Here is a 22,663-nt window from a genome sequence, read left to right on the forward strand (position 1 = left end):
TTCTCCAATCCAGCGACGCACCCCCCCCCCCCCCCCCCCCACCCCCTCCCCCCCCCCCCCCCCCCCCCCCCCCCCCCCCCCCCCCCCCCCCCCCCCCCCCCCCCCCGCGGCCATGACGGCGGGGGCGTGCATGCGGCCCGGCTGGCGGGACAGGCGCTCGATCGGGCCGGAGACCGAGACGGCGGCGATGACCTTGCCGCTGGGGGAGCGGACGGGCGCCGAGACCGAGGCGACGCCCTGTTCACGTTCGCCGACCGAGTGCGCCCAGCCGCGGCGGCGGACACCGGCCAGGGCGGCGGCGTTGAACGTCGCGTTGTGCAGACCGCGGTGCATGCGCTCCGGGTCCTCCCACGCAAGCAGTATTTGGGCAGCCGACCCGGCCGCCATGGTCAGCTGACTGCCGACCGGGACGGTGTCGCGCAGACCGGACGGCCGCTCGGCGGCGGCGACGCAGACGCGGTACTCACCCTGCCGGCGGAACAGCTGCGCCGATTCGCCGGTGATGTCACGCAGCCGCGCGAGCACCGGGCCGGCGGTGGCGAGCAGCCGGTCCTCGCCGGCGGCGGAGGCCAACTCGCTCAGTCGCGGGCCGAGCACGAAGCGTCCCTGCATGTCGCGACCGACGAGCCGGTGGTGCTCGAGAGCGACCGCCAGCCGGTGTGCCGTCGGGCGCGCGAGCCCCGTCGCCGCCACGAGTCCGGCCAGGGTCGCCGGCCCGGATTCGAGTGCGGACAGAACGAGAGCTGCTTTGTCGAGCACGCCGACTCCGCTAGAGTTGTCCATGAGACGATATTGCCGTCTCGAATCGTGGAACGCAAGTCGCTCGTGAGCCTCGATCGGGCGCACTGTGAGCGAGAGCACTCACACCACAGCAAACCTCAAAGGAGAGTCTGATGGGTAGGACGTTGTCGGAAAAGGTCTGGGATGCGCATGTGGTGCGCCAAGCAGACGGTGAGCCCGACCTCCTTTACATCGACCTCCACCTGGTGCATGAAGTCACCAGTCCACAGGCTTTCGACGGGCTTCGCCTGGCGAACCGGCAAGTCCGTCGTCCCGATCTGACGATCGCGACCGAGGATCACAACGTCCCGACGTTCGACGTGGACAAGCCGATCGCGGACCCGGTGTCGCGGACGCAGGTCGACACCCTGCGCAAGAACGCCCAGGAGTTCGGGATCCGGATCCACACCCTCGGCGACCCCGACCAGGGCGTCGTCCACGTGATCGGCCCGCAGCTCGGCCTGACCCAGCCGGGGATGACCGTGGTCTGCGGTGACAGCCACACCTCCACGCACGGCGCGTTCGGCGCGATCGCCTTCGGCATCGGCACCAGCGAGGTCGAGCACGTACTGGCCACCCAGACGCTGATGCAGGCCCGCCCGAAGACGATGGCCGTCACCGTCGACGGCGTCCTGCCGGACGGCGTCTCGGCCAAGGACCTGGTGCTCGCGCTGATCGCGCAGGTCGGCACCGGCGGCGGCCAGGGTTACATCGTCGAGTACCGCGGCGAGGCGATCCGCGCGCTGTCGATGGAAGCCCGGATGACGATCTGCAACATGTCGATCGAGTGGGGCGCGAAGGCCGGCATGATCGCGCCGGACCAGACGACGTTCGACTACCTGCAGGACAAGCCGCACGCGCCGCAGGGCGCAGACTGGGAAGCCGCCGTCGAGTACTGGAAGAGCCTGGCCACCGACGCCGACGCGACGTTCGACCGTGAGGTCGTCATCCGCGCCGAGTCGATCGCGCCGTTCGTGACCTGGGGCACCAACCCGGGGCAGGGGCTGCCGCTGTCGGCGAACGTCCCGTCGCCGGACGACTTCGAGACCGAGACCGACAAGGTCGCGGCCGAGCGCGCGCTGGAGTACATGGGGCTGACCGCCGGGACGCCGTTGCGCGAGATCAAGGTCGACACCGTCTTCCTGGGCTCGTGCACCAACGGCCGGATCGAGGACCTGCGCGCCGCCGCCGGCGTGCTGGCCGGGCGGAAGGTTGCCGAGGGCACCCGGATGCTCGTCGTCCCGGGCTCGGGCCGGGTCCGGCTGCAGGCCGAGGCCGAGGGCCTGGACGCGATCTTCAAGGACGCCGGCGCCGAGTGGCGCGGTGCGGGCTGCTCGATGTGCCTGGGGATGAACCCGGACACGCTGGCCCCCGGCGAGCGCAGCGCCTCGACCTCGAACCGCAACTTCGAAGGCCGGCAGGGCAAGGGCGGCCGGACCCACCTGGTCTCGCCGCTGGTCGCCGCGGCCACCGCGGTCACCGGGACGCTCGCCGCGCCCGCCGACCTGCAGCCGCTGGACGTCGCCGTCCCCGAGAACGTCTGAGGAGCTCGACAATCATGGATGCCTTCACCCAGCACATCGGTACGGCGGCCCCGCTGCGGCGCAGCAACGTCGACACCGACCAGATCATCCCGGCCGTGTACCTGAAGCGGGTCACCCGGACCGGTTTCGAGGATGGCCTGTTCGCTGCCTGGCGCAACGACCCCGAGTTCGTCCTGAACCAGCCGGAGTACGACGGCGTCTCGATACTCGTCGCCGGGCCGGACTTCGGCACCGGATCGTCGCGTGAGCACGCGGTCTGGGCCCTGCTCGACTACGGCTTCCGCGTCGTCGTCTCGGCCCGTTTCGGTGACATCTTCCGCGGTAACTCCGGGAAGGCCGGCCTGCTGGCCGCGCTCGTCACCGAAGAGGTCGTCGAGCAGCTGTGGGCCACCGTCGAGAAGGACCCGGGCACCAAGGTGACCGTGGACCTGGAGGCCAAGACGATCTCGGCCGGCGAGCTCTCCGCGCCGTTCGAGATCGACGACTACACGCGCTACCGGCTGCTGAACGGCCTGGACGACATCAGCATCACGCTGACCAACGAGGCCGATATCGCTGCCTACGAAGCGACTCGGCCGGCCTTCAAACCGGCCACGCTGCCGGCGAAAGCCTGAACAACCGGAGTGATCGCCCCCGTAACGCCGACGGCGCCGGGGGCGATAACCCTGGTGTTACCCTTACGTGGTTGTCAGAACAAGGCTTGCGAGACCGAGGAGGTGAGGCGCTGATGAACAGCGATCCCTCCAGACATACCGGTCTCGCTCGACCCTTGTGAGGCTGACCTAGCTTTCCTCCTCCAGTAGTAGCGGTCGGGCAGACGTGTGCCGTCACCTCACCCGTACCACCGCACCTGGAGGACCCATGTCCGACCTTCGCCTGCGCACTTTGCGCGCCTTCACCGGCGCTGCCCGTAAGCACGCCGCCGCCTCGCCGCCGACACCGCCGCCGGCCGACCAGCCGCGCGAGCAGCACGCCGACGCGCTGCCCAAGGGGCACAGCGTCGTCGACAGCGCGATCTACTGCGGCGGCCGTCGTGTCGCCTCACCCGACTCCCTCGCCGAGACGTATCGCGTCCTGCGCAAGGCGCCGCGGGGGATGGCCTGGATCGGCCTGTACCGCCCGGACCGGCGCGAGCTGTCCTCCCTGGCCCAGGAGTTCGACCTGCACGAGCTGGCCGTCGAGGACGCCATCCAGGCCCATCAGCGGCCGAAACTCGAGCGGTACGGCGAGACGTTGTTCGTCGTCCTCAAAGCGGCTCGGTACCGGGACGCGACCGAGGAGGTCGAGTTCGGCGAGGTGCACCTGTTCGTCGGCCCGGACTTCGTGGTGACGGTCCGGCACGCCGAGGCGCCCAACCTGGCCGCGGTCCGGCGCCGCGTCGAACACGATCCCGACCTGCTGAACCTCGGCACCGAGGCCGTGCTCTACGCGATCCTGGACAAGGTCGTCGACGGTTACGCACCGGTGGTCGCCGGTCTCGAGAACGACATCGACGAGATCGAGACCGAGGTCTTCCGCAACGACCCCAAGGTGTCGCGACGGATCTACGAACTGTCGCGTGAGGTGATCGAGTTCCAGCGCGCGACCCGGCCGCTGGCCGGCATCCTCGAGGCGTTGCGCGGCGGTTTCGACAAGTACGGCGTCGACGAGGAACTGCAGCGGTACCTGCGCGACGTGGCCGACCACGTCACCGAGGTGGTCGAGAAGGTCGACGGATTCCGCGAGCTGCTGCGCGACATCCTGACCGTCAACGCGACGCTGGTGGCCCAGCAGCAGAACGAGGAGATGAAGTCGCTCGCACTGGCCGGCAGTGAGCAGAACGAAGAGGTGAAGCGGATCTCTGCCTGGGCGGCGATCCTGTTCGCGCCGACCCTGATCGGCACCGTCTACGGGATGAACTTCGACACCATGCCGGAGCTGCACTGGCAGTTCGGATACCCCTTCGCGATCGGCCTGATGGGCTTGGTGTGCGTGGGTCTGCATCAGGTCTTCAAACGCCGCGGATGGCTCTGAAACCCCGCTGGAACACCGATTCGGGCGAAATTGTGGCCCGAATCGCCCAAAAACAAGCCGAATTGCCGCGTTGGTGTTTGGCAACGGCCTGTTCAGTCCATAACGTTCCTGTGAGATCGAGCGCTGTGCTCGACGCCTAGTTCACGGAGGGAAGCAGTGAACAAGAGCCAGTTGGTCGAAGCGCTCGCAGTGCACTTCGACGGAAACCGCCGCCAGGCTCAGCACGCGCTGGAATCGGTGATCGACACCGTCCAGCGTGAGCTGACCAAAAAGGGTGGCAAGGTCGCCATCACCGGTTTCGGTGCCTTCGAGGCCATCGAGCGTGGGGCGCGCGTCGTGCGCAACCCGCGCACCGGCGAGCGTATTCGGGCCAAGAAGACGGTCATCCCCAAGTTCCGCGCGGGTGCGGAGCTGAAGGCTGTCGTCTCCGGTGCGAAGAAGCTGCCGAAGCTGGTTGCGCCGAAGGCCACCGCGACCGCCACCAAGGCGGCCGCCCCGGCCAAGAAGGCTGCTCCGGCCAAGGCCGCGGCGACCAAGACCGCCGCCGCCAAGAAGGCGACGCCGGCCAAGACCGTGGCGAAGAAGGCCCCGGCCAAGACCGTGGCCAAGAAGGCCGCTCCGGTCAAGACGGTCGCCAAGAAGGCGCCGGCCAAGAAGGCCCCCGCCAAGAAGGCCGCTCCGGTCAAGACCGTGGCCAAGAAGGCGCCGGCCAAGAAGGCCCCCGCCAAGAAGGCTCCGGCCAAGCGCGCCGCGCGCTGATCGAAGCACTGCAGCACCAGTAACACAGCGAAGGCCGGTTACTCCACTCCAGGAGTGACCGGCCTTCGCTTGTGCCCGGCAACTGCTCTACAGCACGGTGCCGAAGTCCACCTCGGTGATGGTCAGGCTCGCGCCGGAGCCGGTGGTCTCGATGCGGACGCGCTGGCCGACGCGGAAGTGCCGGACCGGAGTGTCCGCGATCGCATGCACGCTGAAGGGCAGCTCGATCCCGGTGTCGGTCAGCACCGACCCGGAGAAGTTGTCGCCGTCGTACTTGCTCACAGTGGCTTGCACGCAACCACCGTACTTCAGCAGGCGAGGCCCTCGGAGCCGGTCGCGGCGCCGAGTACCAGCGACATCACGTCGGCCGTCGCGGGGCCGACACCGAGCTGGACGGCGTGCGCGAGATCGGCTGCCGTGTCGACGTCTCGGCGGACGGAGTCGATGCCGGCCAGGCCGATCGGAATCGCGCCGGACGCCTGGTGCGCCAGCGCGGAGCCGACGCCGAACCGTGGATCGAGCGGGACGCCGGGCGCCGCCGCGAGCAACGTCGTACCGGTACCGGGCAGGTCGACCACGAACGAACGCGGCGCCGTACAGGCAGCGAGGACGGCGGTCAGCTCGGCCGGCCGCAACGCCGGCAGGTCAGCCGACAGCGCCGCCACACCATGCCCGGGGAACTCCTGGGCGGCCACGGACGCGCCGTGCAGCAAGGCCTCGTTGAGCCCGGCCGCGGGCAGATCCGGGACGGCGTGCGCGCCGGCGGCGGTCACGTCCGCGGCGACGACCGGGTCGTCGGTGACGACCAGAACCGCGCGGACGAGCCCCGACTCCAGGGCGGCCGCAGTAGTGTCGACGGCGAAGGCGCGCGCGAGCTCCGGGCGATGCTGCGGGTAGGCCGCAGCGAGCCGGCTCTTCGCGATCGCCGTACGCTTCACCGGGATCGCCAGGATCCAGGGAACGACCTGTAGGTCTGCCATCAGGCAGGATTCTCCCATGACGCACGGCAGTGAGCAGCACCAGGAGGTAGCAGTGGACGACCCCAGGCCACGTCGGGGTTTCTGGTTCGGCGTGATCGTCATTCTCGTGAAGCCGTTCATGCTGACCTTCACCAAACCGCGGTTCACCGGCCGGGAGAACATGCCCCGCACCGGCGGCGTGGTCTTCGTGCCGAACCACATCTCGCATTTCGACCCGTTCGTCCTCGGCTTCTTCATCTGGGAATGCCGCCGGATCCCGCGGCTGCTCGGCAAGGCGTCGCTGTTCAAACTGCCGATCCTGGGCCGGATCATCACCAGCGCGGGGCAGATCCCGGTGCACCGCGGCTCGGCCCTGGCCGCGGACGCCTTTCGGGACGCCGTCGCCGCGGTCGAGGCGGGTGAGTGCGTGGGCGTCTACCCCGAGGGCACGATCACCCGTGATCCCGACCTGTGGCCGATGACCGGTAAGACCGGCGCGGCCCGGATCGCGTTGATGACCGGCGCTCCGGTGATCCCGGTCGCGAACTGGGGCGCCCAGGAGGTGCTGCAGTCCTACACCGGCAAGTTGCGGATCCGCCTGCTGCCGCGCAAGGTCGTGCAGGCCCGGGCCGGTCGGCCGGTCGACCTGAGCGCCTTCGAGGGTAAGCCGATCACCAACGAGCTGTTGCACGAGGCAACCGAGGTGATCATGGCCGCGCTGGCCGAGACGCTCGGCGAGCTGCGCGGTGAGACCCCGCCCAAGGAGTTGTTCGATCCCCGCAAGGCCAGGAGTGAGGAGAAGGAATGACGACGAAGGTCGCGGTGTTCGGTGCGGGTTCCTGGGGGACGGCGTTCGCCACCGTGCTCGCGGGCGCGGGCAATCAGGTGTCGGTGTGGGGCCGGCGGGAGTCGTTGTGCGAGGCGATCAACACGCAGCACGAGAATCCTGATTACCTGCCGGGGATCCGGCTCGCCGACTCGATCACCGCGACCCACGATCCGGCCGCCGCGGCCGACGGCGCCGAGGCCGTCGTACTGGCTGTGCCCAGTCAGTCACTGCGGGAGAACCTGCGGGACTGGGCCGATGTGCTGCCGAGCGCCGTCCCGCTGGTGAGTTTGATGAAGGGCGTCGAGGTCGGGACGACGTTGCGGATGTCCGAGGTGATCGCGGAGCTGACCGGCGCCGGGCCGGAGCGGATCGCCGTCGTCTCCGGGCCGAACCTCGCGCGCGAGATCGCCGAGGGCCAGCCGGCCGCCGCGGTGGTCGCCTGTGCTGACGAGGGGACGGCGAACCGGCTGCAGAAACTGTGTCACTCGGGCGCGTTCCGTCCCTACACGAACACGGACGTGATCGGCTGCGAGCTCGGCGGCGCGACGAAGAACGTGATCGCGCTCGCGGTCGGGATGGCGGTCGGCTTCGGGTTCGGCGACAACGCCCGGGCCTCGGTGATCACGCGCGGCCTGGCCGAGACCGCGCGGCTGGGCGCGGCGCTGGGCGCCGACGAGCACACGTTCTCCGGCCTGGCCGGCCTCGGCGACCTGGTCGCCACGTGTTCGTCGCCGCTGTCGCGGAACCGGACGTTCGGCGAGAAACTCGGTCAGGGGATGACGGTCGCCGAGATCGCCGGCGCGACGCGACAGGTCGCCGAGGGCGTGAAGTCCTGTTCGTCGATCAGTGAGCTGGCGCACCGGCATGATGTCGAGATGCCGATCGCAGAGCACGTGACGAAGGTCGTAGCCGGAGAGATGACTCCGAAGGACATGTTGTTCAGTCTGGTCTCACGCTCGGCCAAGGCGGAGCGCTGGTGATCCCCGCGGCCTTCGCGACGGCGACTGCCGAGCGCGAAGGCGAACGTGGGGTGGTCTGGCTGGATCGTCTGCCCGGCATCGTGGCCGGGCTGATCGACCGCTGGGGCTGCGTGCCGGACGGCGAGTGGATGCATGGCGGGGTCGGCGTGATCGTGCCGGTCCGCCGGGCCGGTGCGGCGCTGGTGCTGAAGGTCTCGTTCACGCATCCGGGTAACGTGCACGAGCCCGATGCGTACGCCGCTTGGGCCGGGCGGGGCGCCGTCCACCTGTACGAACGGTCGGACGCCGATTACGCGATGCTGCTGGAGCGCACGCACCGGACGACGTTGTGCGACTCCGGCGCCGAGGTCGCGGTGATCGGCGGGCAGCTGAGCCGCCGGTTGGCCATCCCGGCGGTCGACGGGCTGCCGCGGTTACAGGACCGGGCCGACGAGTGGGCCGCGGAGCTGCAGCAGAACGCCGCGGAGTTCGCGGGCGTGCTGCCGGATGCGGTGGTCGGCGGCGCGCTCGCGGCGATCGACGACGTGGTCCGGGTCCAGCCCGATGTCGTGATCCACGGCGATCTGCACCATCGCAACATCCTGCGCGCGGATCGCGAGCCGTGGCTGGCCGTCGACCCGAAGGGCCTGGTCGGCGATCCGGCGTACGACGCGGTCACGTTCCTGAAGGCCCGGACGCTGGTGCTGGTCCACGGGGATCTGAAGGCGGGCCTGCTGCGCGAGCTGGCGGCATACTGCGAGGCGGCGGAGCTCGACCCGGCGCGGGCGGGCCGGTGGATCCAGCTCGAGCTGGTGCGGGCGACGTACTGGGGCCGGCGGTTCGGGCCGGGTGCGAGCCGCCGCGGGCAGCCGCTGGACCCGATCCTGCGGACGCTCGAGGAGCTGGCCGTCAGCTGGCGCTGATGGTGGCCGAAGGCAACGACCAGGGACTTCCGCCGTCAGCGGCTGGACTTTTGCTTGACAGGGTTCAAAAGTGTCACATAGCGTCCTGCGACGTGGCCACCAGTGCGGAAAAGCTCAAGGTCGGGATCGTCGGCGGCGGTTTCATGGGCCGGGTGCACGGGCGGTCGGCGCTCGTCGCCGGCGCCCGGATCGTCGGTGCGGTCGGCTCCAGCCCGGCCCGCGCCGAAGCGGCGGCGGAGGCCTCCGGGGCCGAGCGCGGGTTCGGCACGCTCGAGGAGCTGTTACCCGAGGTCGACGTCATCCATGTCTGTACGCCGAACAACACGCACCGTGAGGTGACGTTGCAGGCGCTTGCCGCCGGCAAACACGTCGTCTGCGAGAAGCCGTTGGCGACGTCAGTGGCGGATGCGACCGGTCTGCAGGCCGCTGCCCATGAGGCCGGTCTGGTCGGCGCGGTGCCGTTCGTCTACCGCTACCACCCGATGGTGCGCGAGCTGCGGGCCCGGATCGCCGCGGGTGAGGCCGGAGTGATCACCAGCCTGCACGGCTCCTACCTGCAGGACTGGCTGGCCGGCGAAGACGACCAGAACTGGCGCGTCGATGACGAGACCGGTGGCCCGTCGCGGACCTTTGCCGACATCGGCTCGCACTGGTGCGACCTGACCGAGTTCGTCACCGGCGACCGGATCAGCGCGATCAGCGCCCAGCTGCGGACCGTCCGTTCCGAGCGTGGCGGCAAGGCCGTCCGGACCGAGGACTTGGCGACCGCGCAGTTCCGCACCGAAGCTGGTGTCGTGGGCACCATCGTCGTCAGCCAGGTTGCCGCCGGGCGGAAGAACCGCCTCTACCTGGAGGTCTCCGGGACGGAGTCGAGCTTCGGTTTCGACCAGGAGGACCCGGACCGCTTGTGGCTCGGCAGGCGCGCCGCCGCGCAGCTGCTGACCCGCGACCCCGACACCCTCAGCCCGGACGCCGCCCGCGTGAACCGGCTGCCCGCCGGGCATGCGCAGGGCTACCAGGACGCGTTCGACTCGTTCGTGGCCGACAGCTACGCCGCCGTCCAGGGGGACCGCCCGGACGGCCTGCCCGATTTCGCCGCCGGTGCGCGCTCAGCGCAGCTGGTCGACGCCGTACTGCGCTCGGCCGCCGCCGACAGCGCCTGGATCACTGTTTAACAAGGAGCCGTCATGCCACGCCCGATCACGTTGTTCACCGGTCAGTGGGCCGACCTGCCGTTCGAGGAGGTCTGTCAGTTCGCGTCGGAGGCCGGCTACGACGGGGTGGAGATCGCCTGCTCCGGCGACCACTTCGACGTCCAGCAGGCGATCGACGACGAGTCGTACGTGCAGACCCGCAAGGACATCCTGGCCAAGTACAACCTGGAGGTCTTCGCGATCTCCAACCACCTGGTCGGCCAGGCGGTCTGCGACAACCCGATCGACTTCCGGCACCAGGCGATCGTCCCGTCCCGGATCTGGGGCGACGGCGACGGCGAGGGCGTCCGGCAGCGTGCCGCCGAGGACCTGAAGAACACCGCCCGGGCCGCGCGCAAACTCGGCGTGGACACCGTCATCGGGTTCACCGGCTCCTCGATCTGGCAGTACGTCGCGATGTTCCCGCCGGTCCCGGCGGAGACGATCGCGGCCGGCTACCAGGACTTCGCCGACCGGTGGAACCCGATCCTCGACGTCTTCGACGCCGAGGGCGTCCGGTTCGCGCACGAGGTGCACCCGTCCGAGATCGCCTACGACTACTGGACGACGACACTCGCGCTGGAGGCCGTCGACCACCGCCCGGCGTTCGGCCTGAACTGGGACCCGTCGCACATGGTCTGGCAGGACATCGACCCGGCCGCCTTCCTGTGGGACTTCAAGGACCGGATCTACCACGTCGACTGCAAGGACACCCGGATGCGCGTCGGCGGCGGCCGCAACGGCCGCCTGGGCTCGCACCTGCCCTGGGGCGACCCGCGCCGCGGCTGGGACTTCTACTCCACCGGCCACGGCGACGTGCAGTGGGAGGACTGCTTCCGCGTGCTGAACTCGATCGGCTACACCGGCCCGATCTCGGTCGAGTGGGAGGACGCCGGCATGGAGCGCAAGGTCGGCGCCGCCGAGGCCGTCAACGTCATCCGCGCGCTGGCCTTCGACAAGCCCGCCGCCGCCTTCGACGCGGCCTTCGCGACCGACAAGTAGATACTTGGTCGCATGACCGACTTCGAGACACTCCGGGCGCTGGCCGACGAGGGCAACGAGCAGGCGATGGACAAGCTTGCCGACCTGGCCGACCAGCGTTCGGATCTCGACACCCTGAACGAGTTGCTCGACGAGGGCAACGACCGCGCGGGCGAGCACCTGACCCGCCGCGCGGCCGCCGCCAAGGACCTGCTGGAGCTCCAGCGGATCAGCGACGCCGGCTACGACGAAGCGGCCGACGTCCTGGCCAAGCTCCTGTAGTCGCGCCCGGCCGCGATGCCGATCCCGATCTGGACGGCGGACAGGGTCGCGAACACGAGCAGCGTCGTCCGCCACGAGCCCGTCTGCTCGGTGAGGAAGCCGGCCAGGACCGGGCCGCCGGCGGCGAGCAGGTAGCCGACCGACTGCGCCATGCCGGACAGCTGGGTCGTCTCGTGGTGCGTGCGGCCGCGCAGGCTGATCAGGGTGAGGGCCGCGACGAGGGCCGCGCCTTGGCCGAGGCCGGCGATCATCGCCCAGCCGACGGCCAGCTCCGGCGCGATCAGCAGACCGAGCAGCGCGACCAGGATCGGGACGCTGGCGGTGACGGCGCCCGCTCGCTGGCTGACCGGGTTCTTCATCAGCCGCGGGATCGTCAGGCCGCCGATCAGGCCGAAGCCCTGGAACAGGAACAAGTGGACGCCGGCCGTCCGCTCCGAGACTCCGGTCGAGATCTCGATGGTCGGCAGCCAGTTCACGAGCAGGTAGAAGCTGGTCGACTGCAGGCCCATGAAGCCCGTCACGAGCCAGGCCATCGGCTGCCGCCAGACGCTGACTGGCGCCGCTTCGTCGTCCACTCGCGTGGGCGGGACGGGCTCGGGGTGCAGTGAGCGGGGAAGCCAGACGAGCGCGATCAGGACGGCGAAACCGCCCCAGATCGCCAGCGAGAGTCGCCAGTCGGCGGCGTCCGCGATCGGGACCGCGACGATCGACGCGATCGCCGCGCCGCCGGTGATGAAGGCCGTGTAGACGCCGGTCGCGCGCGAGACGTGGGCGGCGTAGTCCCGCTTGATGATCACCGGGACGAGGACGTTGCCGACGGCGATCGCGGCGCCGACCACGGCCGTCCCGATCCACAGCCCGGCCACGCCCGTGTAGGGCCGCGCGGCGGCAGCGACGGCGAGGACCAGCAGCGAGACCAGAACCGCGCGTTCCATGCCGAACCGCTTGGACGCGAGGTGCACCAGCGGTGAGGCGACTGCGAAGGCGAGCAGCGGCAAGGTGCCGAGCAGGCCCTGGGCCGCCTCGCCGAGGTTCTCGTCCAGGCCGATCCGGGGCAGCAGCGGCCCGACCGCGGTCAGCGCGGGCCGCAGACTGAGCGCGACCAGGAACGCGGTCGCGGTGATCAGCGCCGTCCGGGTGAGCTTGGTCATGCGGACGTCTTCGTCGCCTCGCGGGGGCGCAGGACCGGTGCGAACAGGATCAGCGCGATCGCGAGCACGGTGACGATCAGGAACGAGACGGTCAGGTTGCTGGCCTCGGCGATCCCGCCGATGATCGACGGCGCGACCAGCCCGGAGGCGTAGGTGATCGTCGCGACGCCCGCGATCGCCTGGCTGGCGGTCGAGCCGCTGCGCGCCGCGGCCACGAAGGCGAGCGGGACGACGACCGCGACGCCGATGCCGATCAGCCCGAACCCGGCCATCGCGGTGACCGCGTTCGGCGCGAGGACGACGAGCGCCCCGCCGGCGACCGCGATCACGCCGCTGGTCCGGACGGTCCGGACGGCGCCGAACCGGTCGATGATCGCGTCCCCGGAGATCCGCGCGATCGCCATCGTCAGCGCGAACCCGGTCGTCGCGCCGGCCGCGACGCCGGGTGAGCTGTCCAGGACGTCGCGCAGGTAGACGGCCGACCAGTCCAGGCTCGCGCCCTCGGCGAAGACCGCGCAGAACCCGACCGCGCCGATCAGCAACGCCGAGCGCGGCGGCAGCGCGAAGCGCGCGGGCGGCTCCTCGTCCTCCTCGGGATGAATGTTCAGCACGAACTGGCAGACCGCGAGACCGGCGACGGTGAGCACGATCGCCGCGGCCAGATGGTGGACCTGGGCGCTCACGTCGGCGTGCGCCGCGACCGTTCCGATCGCGGAGCCGAGCAGGGCGCCGACGCTCCACATGCCGTGCAGGCCGGACATGATCGATTTCCGGAGCCGATGTTCGACCTCGACGCCGAGCGCGTTCATCGCGACGTCGGACATCCCGGCGGTGCCGCCGTACACGAGCAGCGCGGCGCAGAGCGTCAGCAGGTTGGGCGCCAGCGACGGCAGGATCAGGCTGAGCGTCCAGAGCGCGAGCAGGCCGCGCAACGCCGTCCGCGTCCCGAGCCGGTGGCTGACGCGGGCGGCCAGCGGCATCATCAGCGCCGCGCCCAGCGCGGGGAACGCGAGCGCCAAGCCGAGCTGGCCGGCCGAGACGCCGGAGTGCTCCTGGATCCAGGGCACGCGGGTCGCGAACGACCCGGTCACCGATCCGTGGACCAGGAAGACGGCGGCCACGGCGTACCGGGACCGGGTGATCAGGCGGGTGTCGTCAGCCACAAGTAAACAATCAATCTGTTCGAACGATCAGATGGATGGTAGTTTTTTGCACGTGAGAAGTGCAGAACGGCATCAAGTGATCGTAGAACGCCTACGGGGCGCACAACGAATCACTGTCCAGGAGCTGGTGGAGGTGACGGAGTCGTCGGATATGACGATCCGCCGCGACCTCGACTTCCTGGCCGCGCAGGGCGTCCTCAAGCGGGTCCACGGCGGCGCCGTCCCCGCGATGCCGTCCGGCGTCGAGCCGCCGTACTCGCTGCGCGCCCAGGCCGCGCTCGCCGCCAAACAGGCGATCGCCCGGGCCGCGGCGGCGCAGATCGAGGACGGCCAGACGATCGTGCTGGACAGCGGGACGACGGCGCTCGAAGTCGCCCGGCTGCTGCATCAGCGCGCGGTGACGGTGATGCCGCTGTCGCTGCGCGTCGCGCACGAGCTGGCCGACGGCCCGCGGGTCCGGCTGCTGATGCCCGGCGGCGAGGCGCGTAAGGGCGAGCTGTCGCTGGTCGGTCCGCTGACGGTCGCCTCGCTGCGGGCGCTGCGCTTCGACATCGCCGTCCTCAGTCCCTGCGCGCTCAGCCTGGAGGCCGGGCTCACCGCGTTCGACCTCGGTGACGCCGAGGTCAAGCAGACCGCGATGGCCGTCGCGACCCGCTCGATCGTGCTCGCCGACGGCGCCAAGTGGGACCGCGCCGCGCTCGCCCACGTCTGCGCGGCCGACCGGCCCGACCTGATCATCACCGACCCGTCCGCCCCCGAGGACCAGCGCACGCTGCTCAGGCAGCGCGGCGCGCTGGTCGACGTTGTGGAGCTTTCTTGACCGCCATTGATCTGCCCACCGCACCACCCCGCGCCGCGCGCGTCGCCACCTGGCTGTACTTCGGCCTGAACGGTTTCGCCGTCGGCATGTGGGTCGTCCACATCCCCAGCATCGAGCACGCCACCGGCATCACGCACAGCACGCTCGGCCTGCTGTTGCTCGTCCTCGGCGGCGCGGCCTTCATCGGCATGCAGGTCGCCGGTCCGCTCGTCGACCGGATCGGCCAGCGCCGGCTGGTGCCCGCGGCCGGCGTCCTGCTCGGGATCGCGTTGTTCGCGCCCGGCCTGGCGAACAGCTGGTGGACGCTCGGGCTCGCGCTGATCGCGCTCGGCTTCGGCAACGGCTCGATCGACGTCGGCATGAACGCCCAGGCCGTCGTCGTCGAACGCGGCTACCCGCGCCCGATCATGGCCTCGTTCCACGCGGTCTGGTCGATCGGCGGCGCGATCGCCGCGCTGATCGGCGCGGCCACGCTGCACGCCGAGATCCCGACGCAGGTCACGCTGAGCGCGGCCGGCGTCCTGTGCATCGTGATCGCTCTGGCGGCCGGGCGGTTCCTGCTGGAAGCCGATGAGCCGGCTGCCGAGGAGGAAGCGCAGGAGGAGCGGGCCAAGCCGCCCGCCAAGCTGGTCTGGGCGCTCGGCGGGCTCGCGTTCGGCCTGATGCTCTCCGAGGGCGTCGCGAACGACTGGGCCGCGCTGCACTTCCGCGACGTCCTCGGCACCTCGGTCAGTACGGCGGCCTACGCGTACGGCGCGTTCGCGGTCGCGATGACCGTCGGCCGGTTCCTCACCGACCGGGTCGCGGCCGTCGTCGGCCCGGCCGCCATCGTCCGGTACGGCGCCGCGCTGGCCGCGGTCGGTCTGACCGTCGTCATCGTCGTCCCGTGGGTCTCGGTCGCGCTAGTCGGCTGGGCGCTGTTCGGCCTCGGCCTGGCGGGCGGCGTCCCGCAGCTGTTCACCGCGGCCGGCAATCTGGACCCGCGAGCCGCCGGCGCGCTGATGGCGCGCGTCGTCGGTCTCGGGTACGTCGGCCTGCTCGCCGGCCCGGCGGTGATCGGAGGCCTCGCGCACTGGATGCCGCTGAACCTCGCGTTCATCCTGCCGCTCGCGCTGTGCGTGCTGACGTTCCTCGGCGGGAACATCCTCAAACAGCGGTCTTGAGCGCCCGCTCCAGATCGGCCCACAGATCCGCCGGGTGCTCGATCCCGACCGACAACCGGATCAGATCCTCCGGGATCGACGGCACCTCGATCGGCCAGCGGCGGCGTCGCTCCAGCAGCGACTCGACGCCGCCCAGGCTGGTCGCGTGCACCCACAGCTCGGTGCGCTCGCACACCCGCTGCGCGTACTCGGCATCGCCGCCGAGCTCGAAGGACAGGATCGCGCCGAAGCCGGACATCTGCGCCTTGGCGCGGGCATGGCCCGGATCGTCGGGCAGACCGGGGTAGCGCACCCGGCTGACCCGCGGATGGTCGAGCAGCCGCTCGGCCAGGAAGGCCGCGTTGGCCTGCGCGCGCTCCAGCCGCAGCGCGAGCGTGCGCAGCCCGCGAAGGCCGAGCCAGGCCTCCATCGGCCCGGGAATCGCGCCGAGGCTGCGGCGCCGCAGCTCGAGCGCCGACCACAGCTCGTCGTCCGCGGTGAGGACCGCGCCGAGGACGACGTCCGAGTGGCCGGAGATGAACTTGGTCGCCGAGTGCATCACGATGTCCGCGCCCATCCGCAGCGGCTGCTGCAACAGGGGAGTGGCGAACGTGTTGTCGACGACCACGGTCGCTCCGGCCGCCCGCCCAGCCGCCGCGATCGCGGGCAGATCCGCGACCTCCATCGCCGGGTTGGTCGGGGACTCGACCCAGAGCAGGTCGGCCCCGGCCACAGCCTGGACGACGGCGTCCGTATTCGCGATGTCCACCCGATCGACCACGACCCGCCCGGTCGCCGCCTGCTGATCGAGCAGCGCGAGCACACCGGAGTACGCGTGAATCGGCGCCACCACCCGCCCACCAACCGGCACCAGATCGCACACCGCCGCCACCGCCGCCATCCCGGACGCAAACGTCAACCCACGCCCACCCTCCAGCGCACCCAGCGTCTCCTCCAGCGCCGTCCACGCGTCGTTTCCGAACCGCCCATACCCACGATCGCCCCCAGCGACGTACGTTGCGCTGAACACCGGCGAATCGCTCACCGGCGCATTCGGCGTCCGCTCCGGGCGACCGGCATGGACAACAACAGTGGACGGATCGAGTTCAGGGGCCATGACGCCATTCTCGCCCGGCCGGCTCAGCGCCGGGCGAACGTGCCCACGCCGCCGCCGGGCAGACCGGCCGTGATGGCGTCCGCGGCCGGGTCGTAGGTCAGCTGAAAGGCTTCCTGGTAAGGCCCGGCGCGGAACTCGTAGGTGTTCGCCCGGCGGCTCCGGGTGAGCCGGTGCTGCCCGGAGTACGTCACGGCCTTTCCGTCGAGCGTCATCTCGAGATCGGCCGTCACGGTCATCGCCGGCGTCGCCGGGTCATCGGCCCGGTGCCGGCCGGCGCCGCCGAAGTTGTCGGCCGCCAGGTACCAGGCGCCGGTGATCCCGCGCGGCGGCTCTGGCCGGGGCGACGGCGACGGCCAGGCCCGGCGATCGTCGTACGACCACTCGCGGCTGAACCAGTCCCAGTTCACCGGTTTCCAGGTCTTGGTCGCGGGGTTCTTGCCGAGTTTGTCGAGGATCGGGTTCCGGACGCCGAACGCGACGTCCGCTCCGAGTCCCGCGGTGTAGGTGATGGTTCGGCGCCGGAGGTCGTTGGTGACCTCGTGGCGGACGTAGAGGAAGTCGTCGACCGCGATCGACACATCGGTCGGCGATCGGCCGGAGCCGATCCCGATCTCGGCCTGCGTGGTGAGGCCGATCTTCAGCTGGACGCCGACACTGCCCTGACCCAGGTCGAACTGCGGCGGCCGGACGTCGCCCTGATCGAGCCGGACCGCCGGTTTGGTCCAGTCCCCGTTGTCGAAACCGGTCGTGAGCGTCGCCTTGGTCGTCTGGTAGGCGCCGAGGTCGAGCGCGGTGTGCGCCTTGACGTCGAGGGTGAGCTCAGGCCCGGTGTAGCACTTCGCGAACACCTGCATGCTCTTGGCGACGCCCTTGATCGCGGCGTCGCAGATCGCGTCGGTCGCGGGCGCGACGTTCAGCGTGATCGGCGTGCACACCATGCCGACCTTGTCGCCCCAGATCCGCCACCCGGCGTCGAAACTTGCGGTGATGGTCGGCTTCACCTCGATCCGCAGCGGTTTGCGGAAGTTGATCCGGGGCAGCTGCGCCCAGCGGACGTCATCGGCCGACACCGGGCTCTGGGCGTCGATGTGCAGGACAACGCGTGCGTCGACCTTCGGATTGCCGACACCGGCGAGGATCTCGGGCGGCTTGCCCTCCGCGCAGTTCATCGCGCTGGTGTCGAGCCGGGTCATCGAGGGCGCTGCCTGAGCGCCGGTCCGGGTGGGCCGGGTGCTGCTGTTGGTGACCACGACCATCCGGGGAATGGCTGTGGTCATCGGAGCGGGCTCCACCTGCGCGGTGACCACGCCGTTGCCGGTCCGGACGGCGGTGATCCGGACGGAGAGCGTGTCCGGCGTCGTCGGCGTCCGCCCGGCCACGACGAACATCCCTGGCGCCAGACCACGTGCATAGGCACCGTCGCGCAGTACCACGGTCCGGTCCGTGACAGCGAGGACTGTGCGGTCGTCAGGCACGATTCGGGTGTCGTCCGGGATCGTGGCGAAGTAGTCGACCGTCACCACCTTCCGCTCCCCGGGTGCGACCGTGACGGTCTGGACGTCGTCAGTGGGTGCATGCGTCGCGTGCGTCGTTTTCACCGGCCGCGCCGTGATCGTGTAAGTCCCGGGCTCGGACAGCGTCGTGGCCTCGTCGAGCTCCCGCCGTCCGCCCGGTCCGTCGACCGACGTCTCTGGCGGCGTACCAGCCGGCAGCCCAACGACCCGCAGCCGTAGCTCGGCATCCGGCTCGTCGAGTGCCTGCTGCCGACTTGCGACCACCGCAATCACCGCCACAACGCCCACGGCCGCACCGAAGACCTGCCACCGCTTCACGCCGCCCCCATCCGCCCGGCCTGCAGCCACACCCGCCCCGCCTGGGTGAGCTCAAGGCGATCCGATTCGACCGTCAGGAGTCGCCACGCGACAGCAATCAGCACGGCAGTCTCCAGCCCGGGACGTGCGACGGGCTGGGCCAAGAGATCCGGCAGCAGACGCGACTCCGGCTCGGCCGGACACGGTCCGGACGGGTTGGTGCAGAACGGCCGCTCCGGTGCGTCGTACGGCAGGTACGTCCGCTCCCGCTCGGACTGCGGCGCCTGCCGACGGGTGTGCAGGATTCGGCGGCGCTCCGCGATCGGCCAGGCCGCCGTCCCGCCGTCCGCAGCAGCGGCGACGAAGCGCGGGACCAGGGCCTGGGTCTCGAGGTAGCGCGCAACCAGCAGGAAGTCGGACCAGGTGGTCCGGGCGCCGATCAGCTCGCCGGGCACGCTGGCCAGGACCGGGTCGGTGCCGACGTACCCGACGACGGCGCCGCGCGCATCGGTCCGGAAACTGGTGTCACGGGTCGTGACGTCGACGTAGTCGCCCGGGACGATGTCTTCGGGGTAGGCGAGCCGGACGTTCGGGCTTGGGCTGTGGGAGTGCTCGGTGTAGGCGTAGCCGGTGGGGATCTCGACCGGGTCGGGGGTGCGGACGCGGGTTCGGCGCCGGGTGAAGAGGCGCGTCTCGCGGGTGTTCTGTTGCTGGTCGAGGGCCTGCCACCAGCAGGCTAGGTCGGCGGCCGGTAGCCGCGCTGCTTTCGTCACTGGCGCAGCGTCGCCGGAGTTGTGCGCAGGTGTTGTCCAGGTTGTGCAGCGGGATGTTCAAGTGTCGGTCTGACCTGCGGAAATGGTAGTTTCCCGGGCCGTGGACCCCAGTGGTATCCGGACCAAGGCCGACCTGGCGGAGCAGCTGACGGCGTTGCGGCAGCTGGCCGGAAACCCGAGTTATGACCGGCTCGCCTACCTTGCGTACCCGCGGCCGGGGACGGGCCGGCATCCGAGCCACAACACCGTCCGCAACTGGTTCACCGGAACGCACGCCCCTCGCGACGGCAGCGAGCCGGTACGCCGGTTGACGCAGCGGCTGGCCGAGCGCGCCGGACTGGAGGACCCGGCCGCGATCGCTGCGGGCTTTGTCGAGGCGTTCGAGCGTATTGCCGACACCCGTGAGCAGGGCCGCCGTGAACAGCTTGCCGGACTCCGTACCGCTCCCGAGTCGGACCAGACCGACGTACCGCCGGTCCCGGAGCCGGTGCGCCGCCGGAAGTACTTGCCGTATGCCCTCATCGCGGTCGCCGTGGTCATCGGAGTGCTCGCCGGGATTGCGCTCTCGCGCCAGTTCCTGCGGCCGCCGTCGGTCAGCGCGTTTCCGCCGTGCGCCGACGGAGTCCGCGCGGATCACGCGCATGGGACCGTCGTCCTGAACACCGGCTACGGCCCGCCCGGCGTACCGCGACCGGGTCAGGAGGTCGAGCTGCGCATGCAGCAGGACTCACAGCGCGGTCTGATCCTGTTCGCCTATCTGAACAAGGCGATGTCGGCCGAGGACACGGTGTGGCTCGAATGGGGTTATCAGCAGGACCCGCCGGATGCGTCGCAGTACCGGACCTGTCCGGGTGAGCTGGTCAATAAGGTCGCTCAGAGCGCCGGAGTCCCAGCTCGCGATGCCGACGGCTGGCCCCGGTGGTTCCGGGCCTGTGCGCAGGTGCCGCAGCAGTTCCAGGTCCCCGGTCGCAGTGCCGGCAACTGCACGAGCTGGAACCGGCCCGATGACTAAACGCCGACTGGGACTCGGCTGTGCGCTCGGCCTGGTTCTCGGGTTGTGCGTCGGCGTCGGCGTCCACTACCTCTTGCGGGGGCCGCACCAGTCGCGCACTGATTCTCCGCTGCTTGCCTACGACCGCTGTGCGGAGGCGCTGACACCCGACCGCGCAGGCGAGTTCTCCGTGCTGGCGTGGTCCGAAGCAGCTCGGACGCCGATCCGGAACCGCCGTGTGGAGCTGCGGCTGCAGCAGCACCCTGTGCACGGCCGCCTGGTGTGGACGCAGCTGGCCGCATCGACGTCCGACCTGGATCGCCTCTGGATCGACTGGAGCTACCGGAGTCACCCCGGCAACGACCCCGAATGGCGCGAATGTTCGCAACCCGTCACCGCTGGGCGCGGCGGGCTCGCTCTCAAGGTGGTTGACGATTCCGGCCGACGCCGGACGTTCCGCGCCTGTGCGATCGTTCCGCCACTGGACCGCGGTCCGCGCCAGAAGGGGACGTTCTGCACGGACTGGGTCCGCCCGTAGCGGCGGTCAGCTGCCGGTAGGGAGCGGGACGCCGCCACCGCGCAACAGACCCATGGCCCGGCGGGCCAGGTCGGCCGGGTCGGTGCCGGTCGGGTCGTCGACCCACAGATGGACGACGGTCTCGATGATGTTCATCGTCGTGCCGGCCGACAGAGCCGCGGTGAACTTGACGCAGTGCGGGTCGGCGCCGGGCAGGCGCTTGACCAGCTCGTCGGCGAGCTCGTTGCGGAACTGCCAGATCAGCTCGTTGAGGTGCGCGCTGACCGAGGCGGTCTGACCGGCCAGGTCGAAGACGGCGCGGACTCGGTCGGGGTTGCGTTCGAGCTCGGCGAGGACGCGTTCGATGACGGCTTGGAGGGCGTCGGGGAGGTCGCGTTCGGGTTGGTCGCGGAACCAGGCGACGGCGCCCATCAGGCAGTCCTCGACGAACTCGAGGACGAGCGTCTCCTTGGTCGGGAAGTAGCGGTAGAGCGTGCTCGGGCCGACCTCCGCGGCGGCGGCGATCTGCTCGACCGTGGTTCGGCCGAAGCCGTGGTCGGTGAACAGCTCGAACGCCTTGTCCGCGATCAACCGGCGGGTGCGCTCCCGCTTCAGCTCACGCAGTCCCATCAGCCACCTCCGCGGGCAGAGTACCGGGTCGCGACTCTCCGGTAGTCGCTGCTGAACGGCAACTGCAGTCATATGGTAGTGACTACCAGATTCGATCGAAAGGGTGCGTGTATGACCGAGACCTCGAAGCCGGCCTTCCCGACGGAGCGACCGGCGGGCTGCCCCTTCGATCCGGCCACCGGTTACGCCGCGCTCCGCGACCATGCGGCGCCCGCGAAGGTCTCCACGCCGGTCGGCGTCGACGCGTGGGTTTTCGCTCGTTATGACGACGTCAAGACGGTGCTGCGCGACGGCCGGCTCAGCTCGCGGCTGGCGCCGTCCGATCACGTTGTGGTGGACGCCGATCTGGACCGGGTCGCCGAGAGCGGCTCGATCCTGCAGGTCGACGGCCAGGCGCACCGGCGGTTGCGGCGGCTGCTGGCGACCGAGTTCGCGGTCAAGCGGATGGAGGCGATGCGGCCGCGGATCGCGAAGCTGGTCGACGAGCACCTCGACGCGATGCTGGCCGCCGGGGGACCGGTCGACCTGGTGGAGATGTTCGCGCTGCCGATCCCGTCGCTGGTGATCTGCGAGCTGCTCGGCGTCCCGTACGCCGATCGTGCGGTGTTCCAGGAGCGCGGTGCGGTCCTGGTCGCGATCAACACCGACCCTGCGGTGATGGAGAAGGTTTCCGGTGAGCTGACCGAGTACATCGCCGGTCTGGTGCTGGCCAAGCAGGCCAAGCGTGAGGACGACCTGCTGTCCCGCGTGATCACCCGCGGCGAGGAGCTGGGCGAGAACGTCACCGTCGAGGAGCTGGTCTCGATCGGCTTCACACTGCTGATCGCCGGGCACGAGACGACGGCGAACATGATCGCGCTCAGCACGCTCGCACTGCTCCGCGAGCCCGGTCAGCTGGCCGCGCTGCGCGACCGGCCCGAGCTGGCGGCCGCTGCGGTCGAGGAGCTGCTGCGCTACCTGTCCGTCGTCCAGTTCGGGCTCTTCCGGCACGTGACCGAGGACATCCCGGCCGGGCCGGCGGCCGGTGAGTATCTGGTGGCGGCGCTGTCGGCGGCGAACCGGGACGAGTCCGTCTTCGAGAACCCCGACGAGCTGGATCTGGATCGGACCGGCGCGGCCCACGTCGCCTTCGGCTTCGGCCCGCACCAGTGCATCGGCCAGCAACTCGCCCGGGTCGAGCTGCAGGAGGTCTTCAGCCGGCTCTACACCCGCATCCCGACTCTGCGCCTGGCGGTGCCGTTCGAAGAGATCGAGTTCAAGAACAACAGCCTGGTGTACGGCGTCACCGCCCTCCCCGTCACCTGGAGCTGACGCTACAGTCGAGCG

General features: G+C 70.4%; 23 protein-coding genes and 1 pseudogene. 15 read left to right on the forward strand and 9 right to left on the reverse strand.

Annotated features, from left to right (window positions below; all coding sequences use genetic code 11):
- Nucleotides 1-105: 105 nt before the first annotated feature.
- A pseudogene (locus ACZ6ZD_RS34755) lies at nucleotides 106-783 on the reverse strand (IclR family transcriptional regulator); the annotation flags it as partial.
- A gap of 110 nt (nucleotides 784-893) precedes the next feature.
- On the opposite strand from ACZ6ZD_RS34755, the gene leuC reads away from it, so the two are divergent.
- From leuC to ACZ6ZD_RS34775, 4 genes are all read left to right on the forward strand, one after another.
- Complete coding sequence (gene leuC / locus ACZ6ZD_RS34760; protein ID WP_465678633.1) at nucleotides 894-2,324, forward strand: 3-isopropylmalate dehydratase large subunit; 1,431 nt, start codon at nucleotides 894-896, stop codon at nucleotides 2,322-2,324.
- 14 nt (nucleotides 2,325-2,338) lie between these two features.
- Complete coding sequence (gene leuD / locus ACZ6ZD_RS34765; RefSeq protein WP_465678635.1) at nucleotides 2,339-2,938, forward strand: 3-isopropylmalate dehydratase small subunit; 600 nt, start codon at nucleotides 2,339-2,341, stop codon at nucleotides 2,936-2,938.
- Nucleotides 2,939-3,185: 247 nt separating this feature from the next.
- Entirely contained in the window at nucleotides 3,186-4,337 is a 1,152-nt protein-coding gene (corA, locus tag ACZ6ZD_RS34770) for a magnesium/cobalt transporter CorA (RefSeq protein WP_465678636.1), read from the forward strand.
- 156 nt (nucleotides 4,338-4,493) lie between these two features.
- A complete protein-coding gene (locus ACZ6ZD_RS34775) occupies nucleotides 4,494-5,096 on the forward strand; it encodes an HU family DNA-binding protein (protein WP_465678638.1) in 603 nt (200 codons plus the stop codon).
- Between the two features lie 87 nt (nucleotides 5,097-5,183).
- Here ACZ6ZD_RS34775 and ACZ6ZD_RS34780 read toward each other — a convergent pair whose 3' ends face one another.
- Nucleotides 5,184-5,390, reverse strand: coding sequence for a hypothetical protein (locus ACZ6ZD_RS34780; RefSeq protein ID WP_465678639.1), 207 nt, complete (start codon nucleotides 5,388-5,390; stop codon nucleotides 5,184-5,186).
- Between the two features lie 14 nt (nucleotides 5,391-5,404).
- Nucleotides 5,405-6,076, reverse strand: coding sequence for a 2-phospho-L-lactate guanylyltransferase (gene cofC / locus ACZ6ZD_RS34785; RefSeq protein ID WP_465678640.1), 672 nt, complete (start codon nucleotides 6,074-6,076; stop codon nucleotides 5,405-5,407).
- 16 nt (nucleotides 6,077-6,092) lie between these two features.
- On the opposite strand from cofC, the gene ACZ6ZD_RS34790 reads away from it, so the two are divergent.
- The 6 genes from ACZ6ZD_RS34790 (at nucleotide 6,093) to ACZ6ZD_RS34815 (ending at nucleotide 11,222) form a co-directional block, all read left to right on the forward strand.
- On the forward strand, nucleotides 6,093-6,863 hold the full coding sequence (locus tag ACZ6ZD_RS34790) for a lysophospholipid acyltransferase family protein (protein ID WP_465678641.1): 771 nt from the start codon (nucleotides 6,093-6,095) through the stop codon (nucleotides 6,861-6,863).
- Entirely contained in the window at nucleotides 6,860-7,864 is a 1,005-nt protein-coding gene (locus ACZ6ZD_RS34795; protein ID WP_465678643.1) for an NAD(P)H-dependent glycerol-3-phosphate dehydrogenase, read from the forward strand. The genes ACZ6ZD_RS34790 and ACZ6ZD_RS34795 overlap by 4 nt, the downstream gene beginning before the upstream one ends.
- Nucleotides 7,861-8,766 carry an aminoglycoside phosphotransferase family protein gene (locus ACZ6ZD_RS34800; protein ID WP_465678644.1) on the forward strand — a complete coding sequence of 302 codons (906 nt, stop codon included), beginning with the start codon at nucleotides 7,861-7,863 and terminating at the stop codon, nucleotides 8,764-8,766. Before ACZ6ZD_RS34795 ends, ACZ6ZD_RS34800 begins: the two co-directional genes overlap by 4 nt.
- Nucleotides 8,767-8,858: 92 nt before the next feature.
- Nucleotides 8,859-9,941 carry a Gfo/Idh/MocA family protein gene (locus ACZ6ZD_RS34805; protein WP_465678646.1) on the forward strand — a complete coding sequence of 361 codons (1,083 nt, stop codon included), beginning with the start codon at nucleotides 8,859-8,861 and terminating at the stop codon, nucleotides 9,939-9,941.
- Nucleotides 9,942-9,953: 12 nt separating this feature from the next.
- Nucleotides 9,954-10,961 (forward strand): sugar phosphate isomerase/epimerase family protein, encoded by a 1,008-nt coding sequence (locus tag ACZ6ZD_RS34810; protein ID WP_465678647.1) that lies wholly within the window; start codon nucleotides 9,954-9,956, stop codon nucleotides 10,959-10,961.
- Between the two features lie 12 nt (nucleotides 10,962-10,973).
- Nucleotides 10,974-11,222, forward strand: coding sequence for a hypothetical protein (locus ACZ6ZD_RS34815; RefSeq protein ID WP_465678648.1), 249 nt, complete (start codon nucleotides 10,974-10,976; stop codon nucleotides 11,220-11,222).
- Here the strand turns inward: ACZ6ZD_RS34815 and ACZ6ZD_RS34820 are convergent.
- Both ACZ6ZD_RS34820 and ACZ6ZD_RS34825 read right to left on the reverse strand, forming a co-directional pair.
- Nucleotides 11,183-12,373, reverse strand: a complete 1,191-nt coding sequence (locus ACZ6ZD_RS34820; RefSeq protein WP_465678649.1) for a CynX/NimT family MFS transporter — start codon at nucleotides 12,371-12,373, stop codon at nucleotides 11,183-11,185. The two genes, ACZ6ZD_RS34815 and ACZ6ZD_RS34820, sit on opposite strands and share 40 nt — an antisense overlap.
- Entirely contained in the window at nucleotides 12,370-13,536 is a 1,167-nt protein-coding gene (locus ACZ6ZD_RS34825) for an MFS transporter (protein ID WP_465678650.1), read from the reverse strand. Before ACZ6ZD_RS34825 ends, ACZ6ZD_RS34820 begins: the two co-directional genes overlap by 4 nt.
- Before the next feature lie 31 nt (nucleotides 13,537-13,567).
- Here ACZ6ZD_RS34825 and ACZ6ZD_RS34830 point away from each other — a divergent pair, with 31 nt between their 5' ends.
- Nucleotides 13,568-14,356: a DeoR/GlpR family DNA-binding transcription regulator gene (locus ACZ6ZD_RS34830; RefSeq protein ID WP_465678651.1), complete on the forward strand. Its 789-nt coding sequence runs from the start codon at nucleotides 13,568-13,570 to the stop codon at nucleotides 14,354-14,356.
- Nucleotides 14,353-15,519 carry an MFS transporter gene (locus ACZ6ZD_RS34835; protein ID WP_465678652.1) on the forward strand — a complete coding sequence of 389 codons (1,167 nt, stop codon included), beginning with the start codon at nucleotides 14,353-14,355 and terminating at the stop codon, nucleotides 15,517-15,519. Before ACZ6ZD_RS34830 ends, ACZ6ZD_RS34835 begins: the two co-directional genes overlap by 4 nt.
- Here the strand turns inward: ACZ6ZD_RS34835 and ACZ6ZD_RS34840 are convergent.
- Genes ACZ6ZD_RS34840 through ACZ6ZD_RS34850 form a run of 3 tightly spaced genes read right to left on the reverse strand, consistent with a single transcriptional unit; the run spans nucleotide 15,503 to nucleotide 19,199 of the window.
- Entirely contained in the window at nucleotides 15,503-16,615 is a 1,113-nt protein-coding gene (locus tag ACZ6ZD_RS34840; protein WP_465678653.1) for a trans-sulfuration enzyme family protein, read from the reverse strand. The two genes, ACZ6ZD_RS34835 and ACZ6ZD_RS34840, sit on opposite strands and share 17 nt — an antisense overlap.
- 23 nt (nucleotides 16,616-16,638) lie before the next feature.
- Nucleotides 16,639-18,447: a hypothetical protein gene (locus ACZ6ZD_RS34845; RefSeq protein ID WP_465678654.1), complete on the reverse strand. Its 1,809-nt coding sequence runs from the start codon at nucleotides 18,445-18,447 to the stop codon at nucleotides 16,639-16,641.
- A complete protein-coding gene (locus tag ACZ6ZD_RS34850; RefSeq protein ID WP_465678655.1) occupies nucleotides 18,444-19,199 on the reverse strand; it encodes a hypothetical protein in 756 nt (251 codons plus the stop codon). Before ACZ6ZD_RS34850 ends, ACZ6ZD_RS34845 begins: the two co-directional genes overlap by 4 nt.
- A 100-nt stretch (nucleotides 19,200-19,299) precedes the next feature.
- Between ACZ6ZD_RS34850 and ACZ6ZD_RS34855 the strand changes: the two genes are divergently transcribed.
- The gene (locus tag ACZ6ZD_RS34855; RefSeq protein ID WP_465678656.1) at nucleotides 19,300-20,211 is read left to right on the forward strand and encodes a hypothetical protein; all 912 of its coding nucleotides are present in this window, start codon (nucleotides 19,300-19,302) and stop codon (nucleotides 20,209-20,211) included.
- A complete protein-coding gene (locus ACZ6ZD_RS34860; protein ID WP_465678657.1) occupies nucleotides 20,204-20,728 on the forward strand; it encodes a hypothetical protein in 525 nt (174 codons plus the stop codon). Before ACZ6ZD_RS34855 ends, ACZ6ZD_RS34860 begins: the two co-directional genes overlap by 8 nt.
- Before the next feature lie 6 nt (nucleotides 20,729-20,734).
- Here ACZ6ZD_RS34860 and ACZ6ZD_RS34865 read toward each other — a convergent pair whose 3' ends face one another.
- On the reverse strand, nucleotides 20,735-21,337 hold the full coding sequence (locus ACZ6ZD_RS34865; RefSeq protein WP_465678659.1) for a TetR/AcrR family transcriptional regulator: 603 nt from the start codon (nucleotides 21,335-21,337) through the stop codon (nucleotides 20,735-20,737).
- Between the two features lie 111 nt (nucleotides 21,338-21,448).
- Between ACZ6ZD_RS34865 and ACZ6ZD_RS34870 the strand changes: the two genes are divergently transcribed.
- Nucleotides 21,449-22,648, forward strand: a complete 1,200-nt coding sequence (locus ACZ6ZD_RS34870) for a cytochrome P450 (protein WP_465678660.1) — start codon at nucleotides 21,449-21,451, stop codon at nucleotides 22,646-22,648.
- Nucleotides 22,649-22,663: the final 15 nt, after the last annotated feature.

The organism is Kribbella sp. NPDC104218 (assembly GCF_055584105.1).

Coding starts and splice junctions, on each gene's coding strand:
- ACZ6ZD_RS34830 (WP_465678651.1), top strand. CDS start 13,568: ATGGATGGTAGTTTTTTGCACGTGAGAAGTGCAGAACGGCATCAAGTG.
- ACZ6ZD_RS34865 (WP_465678659.1), bottom strand. CDS start 21,337: ATGGGACTGCGTGAGCTGAAGCGGGAGCGCACCCGCCGGTTGATCGCG.
- ACZ6ZD_RS34815 (WP_465678648.1), top strand. CDS start 10,974: ATGACCGACTTCGAGACACTCCGGGCGCTGGCCGACGAGGGCAACGAG.
- ACZ6ZD_RS34820 (WP_465678649.1), bottom strand. CDS start 12,373: ATGACCAAGCTCACCCGGACGGCGCTGATCACCGCGACCGCGTTCCTG.
- leuD (WP_465678635.1), top strand. CDS start 2,339: ATGGATGCCTTCACCCAGCACATCGGTACGGCGGCCCCGCTGCGGCGC.
- ACZ6ZD_RS34870 (WP_465678660.1), top strand. CDS start 21,449: ATGACCGAGACCTCGAAGCCGGCCTTCCCGACGGAGCGACCGGCGGGC.
- ACZ6ZD_RS34860 (WP_465678657.1), top strand. CDS start 20,204: ATGACTAAACGCCGACTGGGACTCGGCTGTGCGCTCGGCCTGGTTCTC.
- ACZ6ZD_RS34840 (WP_465678653.1), bottom strand. CDS start 16,615: ATGGCCCCTGAACTCGATCCGTCCACTGTTGTTGTCCATGCCGGTCGC.
- leuC (WP_465678633.1), top strand. CDS start 894: ATGGGTAGGACGTTGTCGGAAAAGGTCTGGGATGCGCATGTGGTGCGC.
- ACZ6ZD_RS34790 (WP_465678641.1), top strand. CDS start 6,093: ATGACGCACGGCAGTGAGCAGCACCAGGAGGTAGCAGTGGACGACCCC.
- ACZ6ZD_RS34810 (WP_465678647.1), top strand. CDS start 9,954: ATGCCACGCCCGATCACGTTGTTCACCGGTCAGTGGGCCGACCTGCCG.
- cofC (WP_465678640.1), bottom strand. CDS start 6,076: ATGGCAGACCTACAGGTCGTTCCCTGGATCCTGGCGATCCCGGTGAAG.
- corA (WP_465678636.1), top strand. CDS start 3,186: ATGTCCGACCTTCGCCTGCGCACTTTGCGCGCCTTCACCGGCGCTGCC.
- ACZ6ZD_RS34795 (WP_465678643.1), top strand. CDS start 6,860: ATGACGACGAAGGTCGCGGTGTTCGGTGCGGGTTCCTGGGGGACGGCG.